This window comes from Mesorhizobium sp. C399B (genome assembly GCF_030323185.1).
In the GTDB taxonomy this organism is placed as follows: domain Bacteria; phylum Pseudomonadota; class Alphaproteobacteria; order Rhizobiales; family Rhizobiaceae; genus Mesorhizobium.
Map to the genome: position 1 here is coordinate 3,639,521 of NZ_CP100472.1, position 14,693 is coordinate 3,654,213.

The following is a 14,693-nucleotide window of genomic DNA, read 5'->3' on the forward strand; positions in this document are numbered from 1 at the left end:
GCGCCGGGTGGCGCTGCCGAGGTCGGGTTGGCTGAGGGATTAACCCCCGTAGACGTCGAAGGCGAAGTACTTGTCGTTGATTTCCTTGTACTTGCCGTTGGCGCGCAGCGCCTCGATTGCGGCATTGAACTTGTCGGCCAGTTCCTTGTTGCCCTTTTGCAGGGCGATGCCGACGCCGGGGCCGTGAATGGCCGGATCGGCGGTCAGCGTGCCGAGCAATTTGCAGCAGGCGCCATCGGGCTTCTTCAGCCATTCGGTCAGGATGATCGAGCCGTCCATCATCGCGTCGAGCCGGCCATTGGCCATGTCGGTGCGGGCGTCGTCGCCCGTCGGATAGGCTTTCACGGTCGAGCCGGAGTATTTCTGCTCGGCGAAATTCTGGTGGATGGTTGCGCTCTGCACGCCCAGCACCTTGCCCTTCAGATCGTCCGGCGATGTGCCGGCGATGGTCGAATCCTTCGGCACGGCGATGGCCGGCGGCGTCTGGTAATATTTGTGGGTGAACTCGACCTTCTCGGCCCGTTCCGGCGTGATGGTGATGTTGATGATGGCGTCGAACTTGCCGGCCTGCAGCGCCGGAATGGAACCATCGAAATCCTGTACGGAGAATTCGCACTCGGCCTTCATCTCGGCACACAGCGCCTTGCCGAGGTCGATGTCGAAGCCGCCCAGCGTGCCGTCCGAATTGGCATAGTTGAAGGGCGGATAGGCGCCCTCGGTCCCGATCCTGAGTTTCTCGGCGGAGGCAGCACCGGTCCCAAGCAGCAGGGCGGCGGAAGCGGCAAGCACGAAACGACCGAAAAGACGCATGTTCCTGATCTCCGTTGACTAAGCAATTCCAGGGAAGGTGTTGGCGGTTTCCCGTCCGGAATTGCGCGAAAACAAGGATAGAAGTCTATGGTCTTTTGCAGACTCCACGGAGACGGAAACGACATGCTCTGCGGCGATCACGGCGCGGCAAGCCGTCCTTCCCCAGGAATCTTACTGTGATCTAAATTACAGACCGATCATGGACATCGGCGCATGCTCAGCCGGACATAGGCGGTCATGGGAGGGACCTGGGGATGGACCAGCAGGAATTCGTGCAGGAAGCCGCGCAACGGCGCATCGACGACGACATCGCCAAGCGCATCAGGGTTCACCAAGCCAACATCGAGCGGCTCGAAACCGCAAGGGAAAGCGCCGGCAATCTCGAGGCGGCCGTCGCCAACCGGCCGCTGGTGATGCTGGCGCAGGGCGATTCCTGGTTCGACTATCCGCTCACCGGTAACGGCTTTCCGTTCGTCGACACCGACGTGATCGCGCAGCTGCGACGCATCGGCTCGATGCCGCCGACCATCCTCAACCTTGCCCATCATGGCGATGCGGCGACCGACGAGATGTCGCTGCCCAAGCAGCAGCGCATGATCGCCGCCCTGCGCAACAAGGCCAACTGGCTGGACGGCAAGCCCGATGCCATCCTGTTCTCTGCCGGTGGCAACGACATTGCCGGCGACCAGTTCTGCATCTTCCTCGACTTCAATGACGGCCACGCCCCCGGGCTGAACAAGAACCGCTTCACCAAGGCGCTCGGCATGGTCGAGGCCTGCTATCTCGATTTGTTCGCGCTGCGCGACCGCGTCGCGCCAGGCGTGCCGATCTTTGGCCATTGCTATGATTTTCCGATCCCGAACGGAGCGCATCCGTCCTGTGTCGGCCCGTGGCTGAAACCGTCGCTCGATTTCTGCAACTGGACGGTCGCCAAGGGCACGGTCATCGTTCACGACGCGCTGGCGGCGTTCCGCGATGTGGTGAAGCGCCTGGCTGACGATCCCAACAACAATTTCCATCTGGTCGACACGCAGGGAACGTTGAAGGTGGCCGACTGGGCCAACGAACTGCATCCCGATCCCGCCGGCTTCAAGAAGATCGCGCAGAAATTCGCCGATGCGCTGAAGGCCAAGCTGCAGAGCTGACGCGGCTCGGGCCTGTCGGCTGTCAGGTTCCGAACAGCTCTTTGGCTTGTTCATCGGTGTAGTAACCAAGCCTGATGTCTTCGGCGACCAGTTTCGGGTCGCGCTCACGCGGATCGCCATAGCCGCCACCGCCCGGTGTGCCGACGCGCACGCGGTCGCCGGCCTTGAGCGCGATGTCCTGCTCCTTGGATAGATGCGGCGGCACATGTGCCTCGCCGTCGCGGAACACGGTCACCGTGTTCACCGCGCCGTCCTTGCCGCCGAGCGCGCCTTGCGGGCCGAAACGGCCATGGTCCATGACGAAGGACGCGCGCGCTTCGCCTCGCAAGATCTCGACCTCATAGGCGAGGCCGAAGCCGCCGCGCTGCTTGCCGGCGCCGCCCGAGCCTTCGCGCAAGGCATAGTGGCGGTAGAGCACAGGAAACGCCTGCTCCATGATCTCGACCGGCGGTGATTTGGAAATGCCGATGGTCGAGCAGCCATTGGTCAGGCCGTCATGGCCGGAATTGCCGCCATAGCCGCCGCCGGAGATCTGATACATCACATAGTCGCGGCCGCGCGCCGGATCGTTGCCGCCCAGCGCGAAATTGCCGCTGGAGCCGGCGGGCGCGGCCGTTACCTTTTCCGGCAGCGCCTGCACCATCGCCGCGAACACCGCCTCGGCGATGCGCTGCGAGACTTCAGCCGCACAGCCGGAGACGGGACGCGGGTATTTGGCGTCGAGGAACGTGCCTTCCGGCCGCTTGACGATCAGCGGCTCGAAAGCGCCGGCGCTGATCGGCACATCAGGGAAAATATGGCGCATGGCGAGATAGACCGACGACAATGTCGTCGCCAGCACGCTGTTCATCGGCCCCGCGCATGGTTTTGACGAGCCGGTAAAATCGAAGGTCAGCGTGTCGCCCTGCTTCTCGACGGCGAGCGCGATGGTCAGCGGTTCGTTGACCACGCCGTCCGAGTCGACAAAGGCCTTCGAACTGTATGTGCCGTCGGGAATGGCGGAGATGTTGGCGCGCATCTGCTCGGCGGCGCGGCGACGCAGTTCGGCGATCGCCCCGACGACAGTTTCGTCGCCGTAACGATCGAGGATTCCATTGAGCCGGTCCTGACCGATCAGCAGTGCTGCGGCCTGCGCTCTTATATCGCCGATGCGCTGGTCGGCGACGCGGATGTTGGAGCAGATGATGGCGTAGATTTCGGTGTCGAGCACGCCCTTCTTGAACAGCTTGACCGGCGGCAGCCGCAGGCCTTCCTGCTCGACGGCTGTGGCGGAGGCGGAGAAGCCGCCCGGCACCGAGCCACCGATATCGGGCCAGTGGCCGGTATTCGATAGCCAGCAAAATATCTTGCCGTCGCGGTAGGCCGGCATGGCAAAGCGCACGTCCATGAGATGTGTGCCGCCGAGATAAGGATCGTTGACGATATAGATGTCGCCCGGCTCAGGTGGCAGGCAGCGGCCGTCGGCGATCATCTCGATCACCGTCCTGGTCGAATACTGCATGACGCCGACGAACACCGGCAGGCCCTGGCTGCCTTGTGCGATCAACGAACCATCGACGGCCGAGTAGATGCCGTCGGAGCGGTCATTTGCTTCGGCGATGACAGGCGAGAAGGCAGCGCGGGAGAAAGTAAGATCCATCTCGTCGCAGACCTGCTGCAAGGCTGCCTGCAGGACCGAAAGCGTGATGGCGTCGAGCTTTTGCATCTCAGGCCTCGCCGATATCGATGATGATGTTGCCGTCGGCGTCCGATCTTGCGCGGTCGCCGGGTTCGAGCACGGTGGTGGCGTCCATCTGTTCGAGGATCGCCGGCCCTTCGATGACGGCATCGGGCGGCAACTTTTCGCGTGCGTATATCGGCGTATCGTGCCAGCGCCCTGCGTACCAGACAGGCCTTGTTTCGCGCAGCGCCTCGTCTAGCGTCTTTGTACGTCCGGCCGGGTCGATCAGCCGTGACAGGTCGATCGCCGGCCGCACGCCCGTCACCGACGTGTTGAGGTTGACCAGATTGGCGCGGATCTCCGGCAACTCGACCTTGAAGCGGGCGAAATAGGCTTTTTCGAACAGCGCCTGCAACTCTTGCCTTGTCACCGATGAAGACGGCAGCGCCACGTTGATGATGTGGGTTTGGCCGACGAACTGCATGTCGGCAGAGCGCGTGACGCGGATCGTTTCCGGCTTCACCGCTTCCTTGCCGATCAGTTCCTCGCCTTCCCCGCGGTGACGTTCCAGCACCTCGCGAAGCCTGGCTTCATCGAGCACGGCGACCGGCTGGTTGATGGTGTTGACGAAGTCATGGCGCAGATCGGCCACGACGCAGCCGAGCGCATTGGTGATGCCCGGACGCGCCGGCACCAGCACACGGGGCAGGCCGAGTTCGCGCGCCAGGGCGGAGGCATGCAGCGGCCCGGCGCCACCGAAGGCGAACAGCGCGAAATCGCGCGGATCATGGCCGCGCGACACCGAGACCATGCGGATGGCGCCGGCCATTTTCATGTTGCCGAGCCGCAGGATTGCACCCGCCGCCTCGACGCCGGAGAGGCCGGTGGCCTTGCCTATTCTGTCTTCGAAGATGCCGGTGACGCGCTCGACGGTGACCGGATTCTCGACCGCCAGCAGCTTTTTCGGCGCCAGCCGGCCCAGCACCAGATTGGCGTCGGTGATGGTCGGCTCGGCTCCACCACGACCGTAGCAGATCGGGCCGGGATTGGCGCCAGCACTTTCCGGGCCGATCTGGATCAGGCCGGCCGCATCGACGCGGGCGATCGAGCCGCCGCCGGCACCGACCGTATGCACCGCCACCATCGGCACGTGGATCGGCATCGCATATTCGATCTCGATCTCGTTGGAGACCGCCGGCTCGGCGTTGCGGATCAGCGCCACATCGGTCGAGGTGCCGCCCATGTCGTAGGTGACGAGGTTTTCAAAGCCGGCGCGCTTGCCCGTATAGGCGGCGGCGATGACACCCGAGGCTGGTCCGGACATCACGGTCTTGGCCGATTCCCTGGTGACGAAACGGGCCGAGATCATGCCGCCATTGCCGTTCACGATCAGGAAGTCGCGGGCGTAACCTTTGGCGGCCAATTCCTTGCGCAGCCGCTCGACATAGCGCTCGAGGATCGGCTGCACCGAGGCGTTGACCGCGGCGGTCACGCCGCGCTCGAATTCGCGGGCTTCCGACAGCAGCGCATGGCCAGTCGTGATGTAGCCGTTCGGCCAAAGCTCGGCGGCGATTTCGGCCGCGCGCCGCTCATGCGAAGGGTTGGCGTAGGAATGCAGGAAATGGATGACCAGGGACTCGCAGCCGGCCACGATCAGCGTCTTCACGGCGTCGCGCATCTCGGTCTCATCGAGCGGGGTGCGCACCGCGCCGGATGCTTCGACGCGCTCCGAGACTTCGAGCCGGAGATCGCGCGGGATGATCGGAACGAAGGTGCCGGTCATGCCATAGGGCTGCGGCCGTGTGCGCCGTCCAAGCTCGATCACGTCGCGAAAACCGCGCGTGGTGATCATGCCGGTTTTCGCCAGCCGGCGTTCCAGAACCGCATTGGTGGTGGTGGTCGTGCCATGCACGATGAGGTCGATGCCGTCTATGGCAAAGCCGGTGGCGCCGAGCGCTGAAACCACGCCGAAAGCCTGGTTGTCGACGGTGGTGGGCGTCTTGGCGATATGCACCTTTCCGCCATCTTTGCCGTCGATCAAAATGAGGTCGGTGAAGGTTCCGCCGACATCGATGCCGGCAACGACGTGACCCAGGGAATCCGGTTGTTGCACCGAAAAATTCTCTTTCATTGTCGAAATCCGAAATGGCGGAACTACGAATATGCCGCAGTTTGGAAAGCTGTTTTAGCGTGGTATCTTGACACAAATATCGTTTGTATACTAATAAATTTGGGACACAAGAGCTCACTGCTTTGGAGTGTGTGAACGGCACGCCGGGACCTGAAGGGTCTGGGCGCGCAGGAAACGGTTTGGCGCCCGCGTAGTGGCTTGGGCAAGACAGAGTTGGATCGATGAACACCACATCCGCACTCAACACCGCCGGCGCCCGTCCGCTGCAGTTCCCGATTCCGGCCAATGTCTATGCCGAAACCGTCGTCTCGGTGAAGCATTACACCGACCGCCTGTTCTCGTTCCGCATCACCCGCCCGCAGTCGTTGCGCTTCCGCTCCGGCGAGTTCGTCATGATCGGTCTGCCCAATGCCGAAAAGCCGGTGTACCGCGCCTATTCGGTCGCCAGCCCGGCCTGGGACGAGGAGCTGGAATTCTTCTCGATCAAGGTGCCGGATGGTCCGCTGACCTCCGAACTGCAGAAGATCCAGGTCGGCGACACCGTCATCATGCGCCAGAAGTCGACCGGCACGCTGGTTGTCGACGCGCTGACCCCGGCAAAGCGCCTGTTCATGATCTCGACCGGCACCGGCATTGCGCCCTTCGCCAGCCTTCTGCGCGACCCCGATACCTACGAAAAATTCGATCAGGTCATCCTGACCCACACCTGCCGCGACAATGCCGAACTGACCTATGGCCAGGAACTGGTGGCCGCGCTCGAGAACGATCCCCTGATCGGCGAACTGACCGGCGGCCGCGTCACCCTCTACAATTCGACGACCCGCGAAGAATCGGCGCGCATGGGCCGCATCACGGCGCTGATCGGCTCGGGCAAGTTCTACGCCGACCTCGGCATCGAGAAGCTCAATCCGGAGACGGACCGCATCATGATCTGCGGCTCGATGCATATGCTGAAGGACGTCAAGGAAATGGCCGAAAGCCTCGGCTTCCATGAGGGCTCGCTCAGCCATCCCTCGACCTTCGTCGTCGAGCGCGCTTTCGTCGGCTGACATCAGCCGGCGCCTCGGCGCCACGTCTTGAATTGACGTTTTGACCATGTGGTCAAAATTCAGCTGCTTTTGCCGCCTTTTTCCGTTATGAGCCCTTGAAGGACTCGTGAAGCATCGATTCACGGGCTATCTTCGGTGTGTGTCGCCCAAGTCCGGGAGCAACGACACGCACCACGACGTAAAATCGTCGAGCGAAAGGGCAGGAGATGAGCAGCACAATCCGCGAAGCCGATCTCGGCGGGTCCAAGGTCACGCCGCTGCCGGCGCGTGCCGCAGCCAACACGCCCGTTCCGCAATCGCATGGCATCGCCCGCAACACCGGCATGCGGCTCGATCTCGGCTTCATGGAATCGGTGCGCTCGGTCAATCGCTCGGCGCTGGAGCGCCGCGTCGCCAGCCTGACCAAGCGTCGTTCGATCAAGGCCGACAACCAGGCCGCCTGGCTGCTGCGCGCCGTCTCCTGCATGGATTTGACGACGCTGAATTCCAACGACACCGAAGAGCGCGTCCGCCGCCTGTGCGCCAAGGCGATCAACCCGTTCCGCCGCGACATCGTCGAGGGGCTTGGCATCGAGGGCGAAAAAATCCGGCCGGCAGCGGTCTGCGTCTATCATCCCTTCGTCGCGACGGCTGTTGATGCCGTGCGCGGCACCGGCATCCATGTCGCCGCCGTTTCCACCGCTTTCCCGCACGGCCTTGCGCCGCTGTCGACCCGCCTGCAGGAGATCGAGGCTTCGGTGCGCGACGGCGCCGACGAGATCGACGTCGTCATCCCGCGCGGCCTCGTCTTCGGCGCCAAATGGCAGGAGCTCTACAACGAGATCGTCTCGATACGCGAAGCCTGCGGTGATGCGCATCTCAAGGTTATCCTCGGCACCGGCGACCTCGCCACGCTGCGAAATGTCATGCTGGCCTCGATGGTGGCGATGATGGCGGGCGCCGATTTCATCAAGACCTCGACCGGCAAGGAAAGCGTCAACGCCACGCTGCCCGTCGGCCTCGCCATGGTGCGCGCCATCCGAGCCTATTTCGAGGAGACCGGCTTTCTCATCGGCTTCAAGCCGGCCGGCGGCATCTCTACAGCCAAGGCTTCGCTCGACTGGCTGGTGCTGATGAAGGAGGAGCTCGGCCGGCCATGGCTGGAGCCAGACCTGTTCCGCTTCGGCGCCTCGAGCCTGCTCACCGACATCGAGCGCCAGCTCGAGCACCATCTGACCGGGCATTATTCGGCCAATCACCGCCACGCGATGGCGTGAGGCGGAGAAGGCCTTGAACGTCGAGTTCCTTCGCGCCTCCCTCTGTCCTGCCGGACATCTCCCCCGATTGGGGAGAGATTGGCTAACGTCGGCGATTTCGCCAATTGTCGACGTTTCAGAGCCGACAGGCGCGAAGGCTAATCTCCCTCCTTGTGGGGGAGATGTCCGGCAGGACAGAGGGGGGCGCCACAGAGCGCCTGCCAAGACGATTATCTGGAGCGCGTCATGAACATTCTCGAACGCTATCACGCCATGGAATACGGCCCGGCGCCGGAAGCCCGCACCGAGGCCGATGCCTGGCTTGCCGGACGCGATTTCGGCAAGGCGCTGTTCATCGACGGCGGCTGGAAGGCAGCAGGCGGCGGCAAGACCTTCGAGACCAGCGAACCCTCATCCGGCAAGCTGCTGGCCAAGATCTCCGATGCCGGCGCCGCCGATATCGACGCAGCCGTCGCCGCAGCCACCAGGGCCTTACCGAAATGGTCGGCATCCTCGGGCTACCAGCGCGCAAAAGTGCTTTACGCCATTGGCCGCGCGATGCAGCGTCATCAGCGCCTGTTCGCAGTGCTTGAGTCAATCGACAACGGCAAGCCGATCCGCGAAAGCCGCGACATCGACGTGCCGCTGGCCATCCGCCATTTCATCCATCATGCCGGCTGGGCACAGGCGCTGGACAAGGATTTCCCAGGCCACAAGGGTGTCGGCGTCGTCGGCCAGATCATCCCATGGAATTTCCCGCTGCTGATGCTGGCCTGGAAGATTGCGCCGGCGCTCGCCGCCGGCTGCACGGTGGTGCTGAAGCCGGCCGAGTTCACGCCGCTCACCGCCATCCTGTTTGCCGAGATCTGCGAGCGTGCCGGCGTGCCCAAGGGCGTCGTCAACATCGTCCAGGGCGGGCCGGAAGCGGGCGTCGCCATCGTCAACCATCCCGGCATCCAGAAGATCGCCTTCACCGGCTCTTCGGAGGTCGGCAAGATCATCAGGAAAGCCACGGCTGGATCGGGCAAGAAGCTGTCATTGGAGCTTGGCGGCAAATCGGCCTTCATCGTCTTCGAGGACGCCGATCTCGACAGCGCCGTCGAAGGACTGGTCGACGGCATCTGGTTCAACCAGGGCCAGGTCTGCTGCGCAGGCTCGCGGCTTCTGGTGCAGGAAGGCATTGCCGACGCGTTGATCGCAAAGGTCAAGGTCAGGATGAGCCGGCTTCGCGTCGGCAGCCCGCTCGACAAGAACACCGATATCGGACCGCTGGTCGACGCCACACAGCTCGACCGCGTCAAGGGTCTGGTCGCCGAAGGCGCCAGACAGGGCGCCGTCTGCTGGCAGCCCGACGCGGTGCTGCCGTCTTCCGGCTACTACCACCTGCCGACGCTCGCCACCGGTGTTTCGCCGGCAAATATATTGGCGCAGGAAGAGGTGTTCGGTCCGGTTCTGGCCACCATGACCTTCCGCAACACCGAGGAAGCGATCGAGCTTGCCAACAACACGCGCTATGGGCTGGCCGCCTCGGTGTGGAGCGAAAACATCAATCTCGCGCTGCATGTCGCGCCGCAGCTGAAGGCCGGCGTCGTCTGGGTCAACGGCACCAACATGTTCGATGCAGCCTGCGGCTTCGGCGGCTACCGCGAAAGCGGTTTTGGCCGTGAAGGCGGCCGCGAGGGCATGTTCGAATATCTGTCGGTGAAACTGCCGCTTGGTCCCGTGATCAAGCCGGCGACCTCTTCGGCGCAGCCCGTCGAGCAATCGGATGGCGGCGCCATCGATCGTACGGCCAAACTGTTCATCGGCGGCAAGCAGGTGCGGCCCGACGGCAATTATTCGCTGGCGATAGCCACTGCCAAGGGCAAGCTCGCCGGCGAAGTCGGTCTCGGCAGCCGCAAGGACATCCGCGACGCCGTTGCCGCCGCCCGCGCCTGCAAGGCGTGGCCGGAGGCGACCGCCTACAATCGCTCCCAGGTGCTCTATTATCTCGCCGAAAATCTGTCCGGCCGTGCCGGCGAGTTTACCGCACGCTTGACCGAACTGACCGGCGCCAACGCCAAGGCCGCGCGGGAGGAAGTGGAACAATCGATCGAGCGCCTGTTCCTCTATGCCGGCCTTGCCGACAAGTATGAGGGCAGGGTGCATCAGCCACCGGCCCGCGCCGTCACGCTCGCTTTGCACGAGCCGGTCGGCGTCCTCGGCATCGTCGCCCCGGACAGCGCGCCGCTGCTCGGCTTGATCTCCCTGATCGCACCTGCGCTTGCCATGGGCAACACGGTGGTGGCCGTGCCGTCGGAAAAATACCCGCTGCTTGCCACCGATCTCTACCAGGTGATCGAATATTCCGACGTTCCGGCAGGCGCCATCAACATCGTCACCGGCCGCACGGCGGAGCTTGCCGGCGTGCTGGCCAAGCATGACGATGTCGACGGGCTCTGGCTGTTTGCCGATGCCGACACTTGCGCCAAAGCGGAGGCCGATTCCGTCGGCAATCTCAAGCGCGTCTGGACCGGCAACGGCCGCAGCCTCGACTGGGCGTCCGACGAGGCCGCCGGCGATGCCCTGCTGCGCCGCGCCGTCGAAGTGAAGAACGTCTGGGTGCCATACGGCGACTAATGCCGCCGAAGCGCGCTGTGCTTGAGTGAACCATGGCAGCGTGACTCGTTGTCCGGTTGTCATACATGTTGTTGCATCAGAGCAAGCGATGTGCATTACATCAGCCGTCGCGGAAGGTGATCGCGTTCGGGCTTGACGCTTGGACATGTGTTCTTTAACCAGAAAAAACATTTGTTATTTAAGGACTGATGGATTGTGCAGGCCGCATAGTCGCGCCTGTCTGGCACAGGACGCCCCAGTCAGCCGGCAGTAAATCGGGCCGAGCAGTGGCCAAAGAGGGCGAGGAGAAACGCATGGCGGATCTAGCAGGCAAGGTCGTTGTCGTCACCGCGGCGGCACAAGGCATCGGCAGAGCGAGCGCATTGGCCTTCGCCAAGGCAGGTGCCATCGTGCACGCCACCGACATCAACGAGGCGCTGCTGGCCGAACTCGCCAAGACCTCCGGCATCAAGACCCGCAAGCTCGACGTTCTCAACGACGATGCGGTGGCATCCGGCTTCGCCGAAATCGGCCGCGTCGACGTGCTGTTCAACTGCGCCGGCTTCGTCCATTCCGGGTCCATCCTCGAGATGAAGGATGCCGATCTCGACTTCGCCTTCAACCTCAATGTCCGCGCCATGATCCGCACCATTCGGGCGGTACTGCCCGGCATGCTGGAGCGCGGCGATGGCTCGATCATCAACATGTCGTCCGTCGCCGGCGCCGGCAAGGGCGTGCCCAACCGCTTCGCCTATGGCGTCTCCAAGGCGGCCGTGATCGGTCTCACCAAGGCGGTTGCCGCGGACTATGTCGCCAAGGGCATTCGCTGCAACGCCATCTGCCCCGGCACCGTCGAGAGTCCGTCGCTGCAGGACCGCATGCATGCGCAGGGCGATTACGAGGCGGCCCGCGCAGCCTTCATTGCCCGCCAGCCGATGGGCCGTCTCGGCACGCCCGAGGAAATCGCCGACCTTGCCGTCTACCTCGCCGGCGCCACTTACACCTCGGGGCAGGCCTATAATATCGACGGCGGCTGGTCGATCTGAGCAATAGCCTCGATCCGCAGGTCCAGGCTCGAACAGTTCTAAAGTCCGGCTTGCCCCAGGTCGGGTCCGATAGCCAGAGTCCGCCCAGTCATCGCTTGGCGGAGCGAGTTTTGAAAACGGCCTTGGGCCGCAATTTGGAGAGCAAGATGAAACTGCTGCGCTATGGCGAGATAGGGAGCGAACGCCCCGGCCTGCTCGATGCGGATGGAACGATCCGCGATCTTTCGGGTCATGTCACCGACATTGCTGGCAAGGCGCTCGATCCGGCGTCGCTCGAGACATTGTCGAAGCTCGATCCGAACTCGCTGCCGGCGGTTTCCGGCAAGCCGCGCCTCGGCGCCTGCGTCGCCGGCACGGGCAAGTTCATCTGCATCGGCCTGAATTATTCCGACCATGCCGCCGAAACCGGCGCCACCGTGCCGCCGGAGCCGATCATCTTCATGAAGGCAAGCTCGGCCATTGTCGGTCCCGACGATGACGTGCTGATCCCGCGCGGTTCGGAAAAGACCGACTGGGAGGTTGAACTCGCCGTGGTCATCGGCAGAAAAGCCAAATATGTCAGCGAAGCCGAGGCGCTGGATTATGTCGCCGGCTATGCCATTGCCCATGACGTGTCCGAGCGAGCCTTCCAGGCCGAGCGCCAGGGCCAGTGGACCAAGGGCAAGAGCTGCGACACGTTCGGTCCGACCGGGCCGTGGCTTGTCACCAAGGACGAGGTTGCCGATCCGCAGAACCTCAAAATGTGGCTGACGGTCAACGGCAAGACGATGCAGAACGGCTCGACCAGGACCATGGTCTACGGCGTCGCCTATCTCGTTTCCTATCTCAGCCAGTTCATGTCGCTGCATCCTGGCGACATCATCTCCACCGGCACCCCGCCCGGCGTTGGGCTGGGCATGAAGCCGCCGGTGTTCTTGAAGCCCGGCGATGTGGTGGAACTGGGCATCGAGGGGCTCGGCCAGCAGAAGCAGACCTTCAAGGCGGATGTTTAGCCATCTCTTCTCTTGAGCGTTTCACCGTTCGGCGGCGAAACGCTCAATCTCTTTGTTTCCCCGGCGGCTGGCGCCTCTTGTCAGCGCCAGCCGAGAGCCGGCGCGACGTGCTTCAGGATCGCCCCGATGACGTGGGCGTTGTACTCGACGCCGAGCTGGTTGGGGACGGTCAGAAGCAGCGTGTCGGCCTCGGCGATCGCTTCGTCCTCTTTCAGCTGATCGATCAGCACATCGGGCTCCGCGGCATAGGAGCGGCCGAAGACGGCAAGCTTCTCAGGCTCGATATAGCCGAAATGATCTTCGCTGCTGCCGCCGCCGAAATAGGCGCGGTCGCGGTCGTTCACCAGCGCAAAGATGCTGCGGCTGACCGACACGCGCGGCTCGCGCGCATGGCCGGCCTCCTTCCACGCCGCGCGATAAGCGCGGATCTGTTCGGCCTGCTGGATGTGGAGCGGCTGGCCGCTCTCATCGAACTTCAGCGTTGAACTTTGCAGGTTCATGCCGAGCTTGCCCGCCCATTCGGCGGTGGCGTTGGTAGCGGCACCCCACCAGATCCGGTCGCGCAGGCCGGCCGAGAATGGCTCGAGCCGCAGCATTCCCGGAGGATTGGGGAACATCGGCCGCGGATTGGGTTGCGCGAAACCTTCGCCGCGCAGCACGTCCAGGAACACCTCGGCATGGTTGCGTGCCATGTCGGCATCGCTTTTGCCGTCCTGCGGCACGTAACCGAAGTAGCGCCAGCCGTCGATCACCTGCTCCGGCGAACCGCGGCTGATGCCAAGCTGCAGCCGGCCACCGGCGATCAGGTCGGCAGCACCGGCATCCTCGGCCATATACAGCGGATTCTCATAGCGCATGTCGATGACGGCGGTGCCGATCTCGATGCGGTTGGTGCGGGCGCCGACCGCGGCCAGAAGCGGAAACGGCGAAGCGAGCTGGCGGGCAAAATGATGGACGCGGAAATAGGCGCCGTCCGCACCCAGCTCCTCGGCGGCGACGGCCAGGTCGATCGACTGCAGCAGCGCGTCGGACGCCGAGCGCGTCTGCGATTGCGACGAGGGCGACCAATGGCCGAAGGAAAGAAAGCCGATCTTCTTCATGCGCGCATCCTGTTCTTTGATTGCAGTTGCCTACTTCGTCGCCCACGCGATCGGGTTCAATCGACACTGACACAACGCAGTGTCAATGCCGCCGGCCCTTGACGGTTTCGCAACGTTACCCATCAGTGCGCAAAGGACCAGGCCATGGTCCCCGGCGATGCCTTGTGCGGTCGGGTCAGCATCTGCCGCGGCGCTTTTGGGGCCAAATGAACCAACCAAAGGCGATGTCCCGCAAACTCCATTCGCTTCAGAGCCCGGTTTTGAAATCTTCTCGCTCATTTAATTCTACAAAATCGGTAGGCTTAATGCGGATAGTGCGTTTGCGAGAAGGAGCCTCGGATGTCAAAAAAGCTGGTGGTGGGGTTGTCCGGCAACCTGACCCGTCCGTCCAAGACGAAGGCATTCGTCAGCCACATCGCCGGTGAGGTGGCGAGCCGGGCCGGCTCGGCTTTGAGCGTTTTCGACATCGAGGATCTCGGCCCGTCCTTTGCGCCTGCAAGACAGCTTGGCGATCTCGATCCGGCGGCGCGCGGTATTATCGAGCAGCTGCTCGGCGCCGACGTGCTGGTGGTCGGCTCCCCGACCTTCAAGGGCAGCTACACCGGGCTGTTCAAGCACTTCTTCGACCTGCTCGACCCGTCGTCGCTGCGCGGCAAGCCGATCATCCTGGCGGCAACAGGCGGCGGCGAGCGTCATTCGCTTGTCGTCGAACACCAGTTGCGGCCGTTGTTCGGCTTCTTCGAGGCGCAGACCCTGCCGACCGCGATCTACGCCTCGGACAAGGACTTTGCCGATGGCGTGCTGGTGTCAGAGGCAGTCAAGGCGCGAGCCCGGCAGGCGGTCGCCGAGGCATGCCGGGTGGCCGGCGTGCCCTACAGCGTCGTCCTTGCCGCCTGAAACCACGATCCGCGACGCAATAGTCCATCC

General features: G+C 63.5%; 11 protein-coding genes. 7 read left to right on the plus strand and 4 right to left on the minus strand.

Going from position 1 to position 14,693, the window contains the following annotated elements:
• Window positions 1-39: 39 nt before the first annotated feature.
• A complete protein-coding gene (locus NLY36_RS17585) occupies window positions 40-810 on the minus strand; it encodes an ABC transporter substrate-binding protein (RefSeq protein WP_023671296.1) in 771 nt (256 codons plus the stop codon).
• A 254-nt stretch (window positions 811-1,064) separates the two neighbouring features.
• Between NLY36_RS17585 and NLY36_RS17590 the strand changes: the two genes are divergently transcribed.
• Window positions 1,065-1,955 (plus strand): SGNH/GDSL hydrolase family protein, encoded by an 891-nt coding sequence (locus tag NLY36_RS17590; RefSeq protein WP_023736891.1) that lies wholly within the window; start codon window positions 1,065-1,067, stop codon window positions 1,953-1,955.
• Window positions 1,956-1,977: 22 nt separating this feature from the next.
• On the opposite strand, the gene NLY36_RS17595 is transcribed toward NLY36_RS17590, so the two are convergent.
• Both NLY36_RS17595 and NLY36_RS17600 read right to left on the minus strand, forming a co-directional pair.
• A complete protein-coding gene (locus tag NLY36_RS17595; RefSeq protein ID WP_023736890.1) occupies window positions 1,978-3,660 on the minus strand; it encodes a hydantoinase B/oxoprolinase family protein in 1,683 nt (560 codons plus the stop codon).
• 1 nt (window position 3,661) lies between these two features.
• The gene (locus tag NLY36_RS17600; protein ID WP_286461273.1) at window positions 3,662-5,746 is read right to left on the minus strand and encodes a hydantoinase/oxoprolinase family protein; all 2,085 of its coding nucleotides are present in this window, start codon (window positions 5,744-5,746) and stop codon (window positions 3,662-3,664) included.
• A 221-nt stretch (window positions 5,747-5,967) separates the two neighbouring features.
• Here NLY36_RS17600 and NLY36_RS17605 point away from each other — a divergent pair, with 221 nt between their 5' ends.
• The 5 genes from NLY36_RS17605 to NLY36_RS17625 all read left to right on the plus strand — a co-directional run bounded on the left by NLY36_RS17605 (window position 5,968) and on the right by NLY36_RS17625 (window position 12,666).
• Window positions 5,968-6,795: a ferredoxin--NADP reductase gene (locus NLY36_RS17605; RefSeq protein ID WP_023683551.1), complete on the plus strand. Its 828-nt coding sequence runs from the start codon at window positions 5,968-5,970 to the stop codon at window positions 6,793-6,795.
• Between the two features lie 206 nt (window positions 6,796-7,001).
• Window positions 7,002-8,051 (plus strand): deoxyribose-phosphate aldolase, encoded by a 1,050-nt coding sequence (gene deoC / locus NLY36_RS17610; RefSeq protein WP_023695910.1) that lies wholly within the window; start codon window positions 7,002-7,004, stop codon window positions 8,049-8,051.
• Window positions 8,052-8,276: 225 nt separating this feature from the next.
• Window positions 8,277-10,649: an aldehyde dehydrogenase family protein gene (locus NLY36_RS17615; protein ID WP_023695911.1), complete on the plus strand. Its 2,373-nt coding sequence runs from the start codon at window positions 8,277-8,279 to the stop codon at window positions 10,647-10,649.
• Between the two features lie 293 nt (window positions 10,650-10,942).
• Window positions 10,943-11,674 (plus strand): SDR family oxidoreductase, encoded by a 732-nt coding sequence (locus tag NLY36_RS17620; protein ID WP_023695912.1) that lies wholly within the window; start codon window positions 10,943-10,945, stop codon window positions 11,672-11,674.
• 146 nt (window positions 11,675-11,820) lie between these two features.
• On the plus strand, window positions 11,821-12,666 hold the full coding sequence (locus NLY36_RS17625) for a fumarylacetoacetate hydrolase family protein (protein ID WP_023695913.1): 846 nt from the start codon (window positions 11,821-11,823) through the stop codon (window positions 12,664-12,666).
• An 80-nt stretch (window positions 12,667-12,746) separates the two neighbouring features.
• Here NLY36_RS17625 and NLY36_RS17630 read toward each other — a convergent pair whose 3' ends face one another.
• On the minus strand, window positions 12,747-13,766 hold the full coding sequence (locus tag NLY36_RS17630; RefSeq protein WP_023695914.1) for an LLM class flavin-dependent oxidoreductase: 1,020 nt from the start codon (window positions 13,764-13,766) through the stop codon (window positions 12,747-12,749).
• A gap of 339 nt (window positions 13,767-14,105) precedes the next feature.
• Between NLY36_RS17630 and msuE the strand changes: the two genes are divergently transcribed.
• Window positions 14,106-14,663 (plus strand): FMN reductase, encoded by a 558-nt coding sequence (msuE, locus tag NLY36_RS17635; protein WP_023683545.1) that lies wholly within the window; start codon window positions 14,106-14,108, stop codon window positions 14,661-14,663.
• Window positions 14,664-14,693 lie beyond the last annotated feature (30 nt).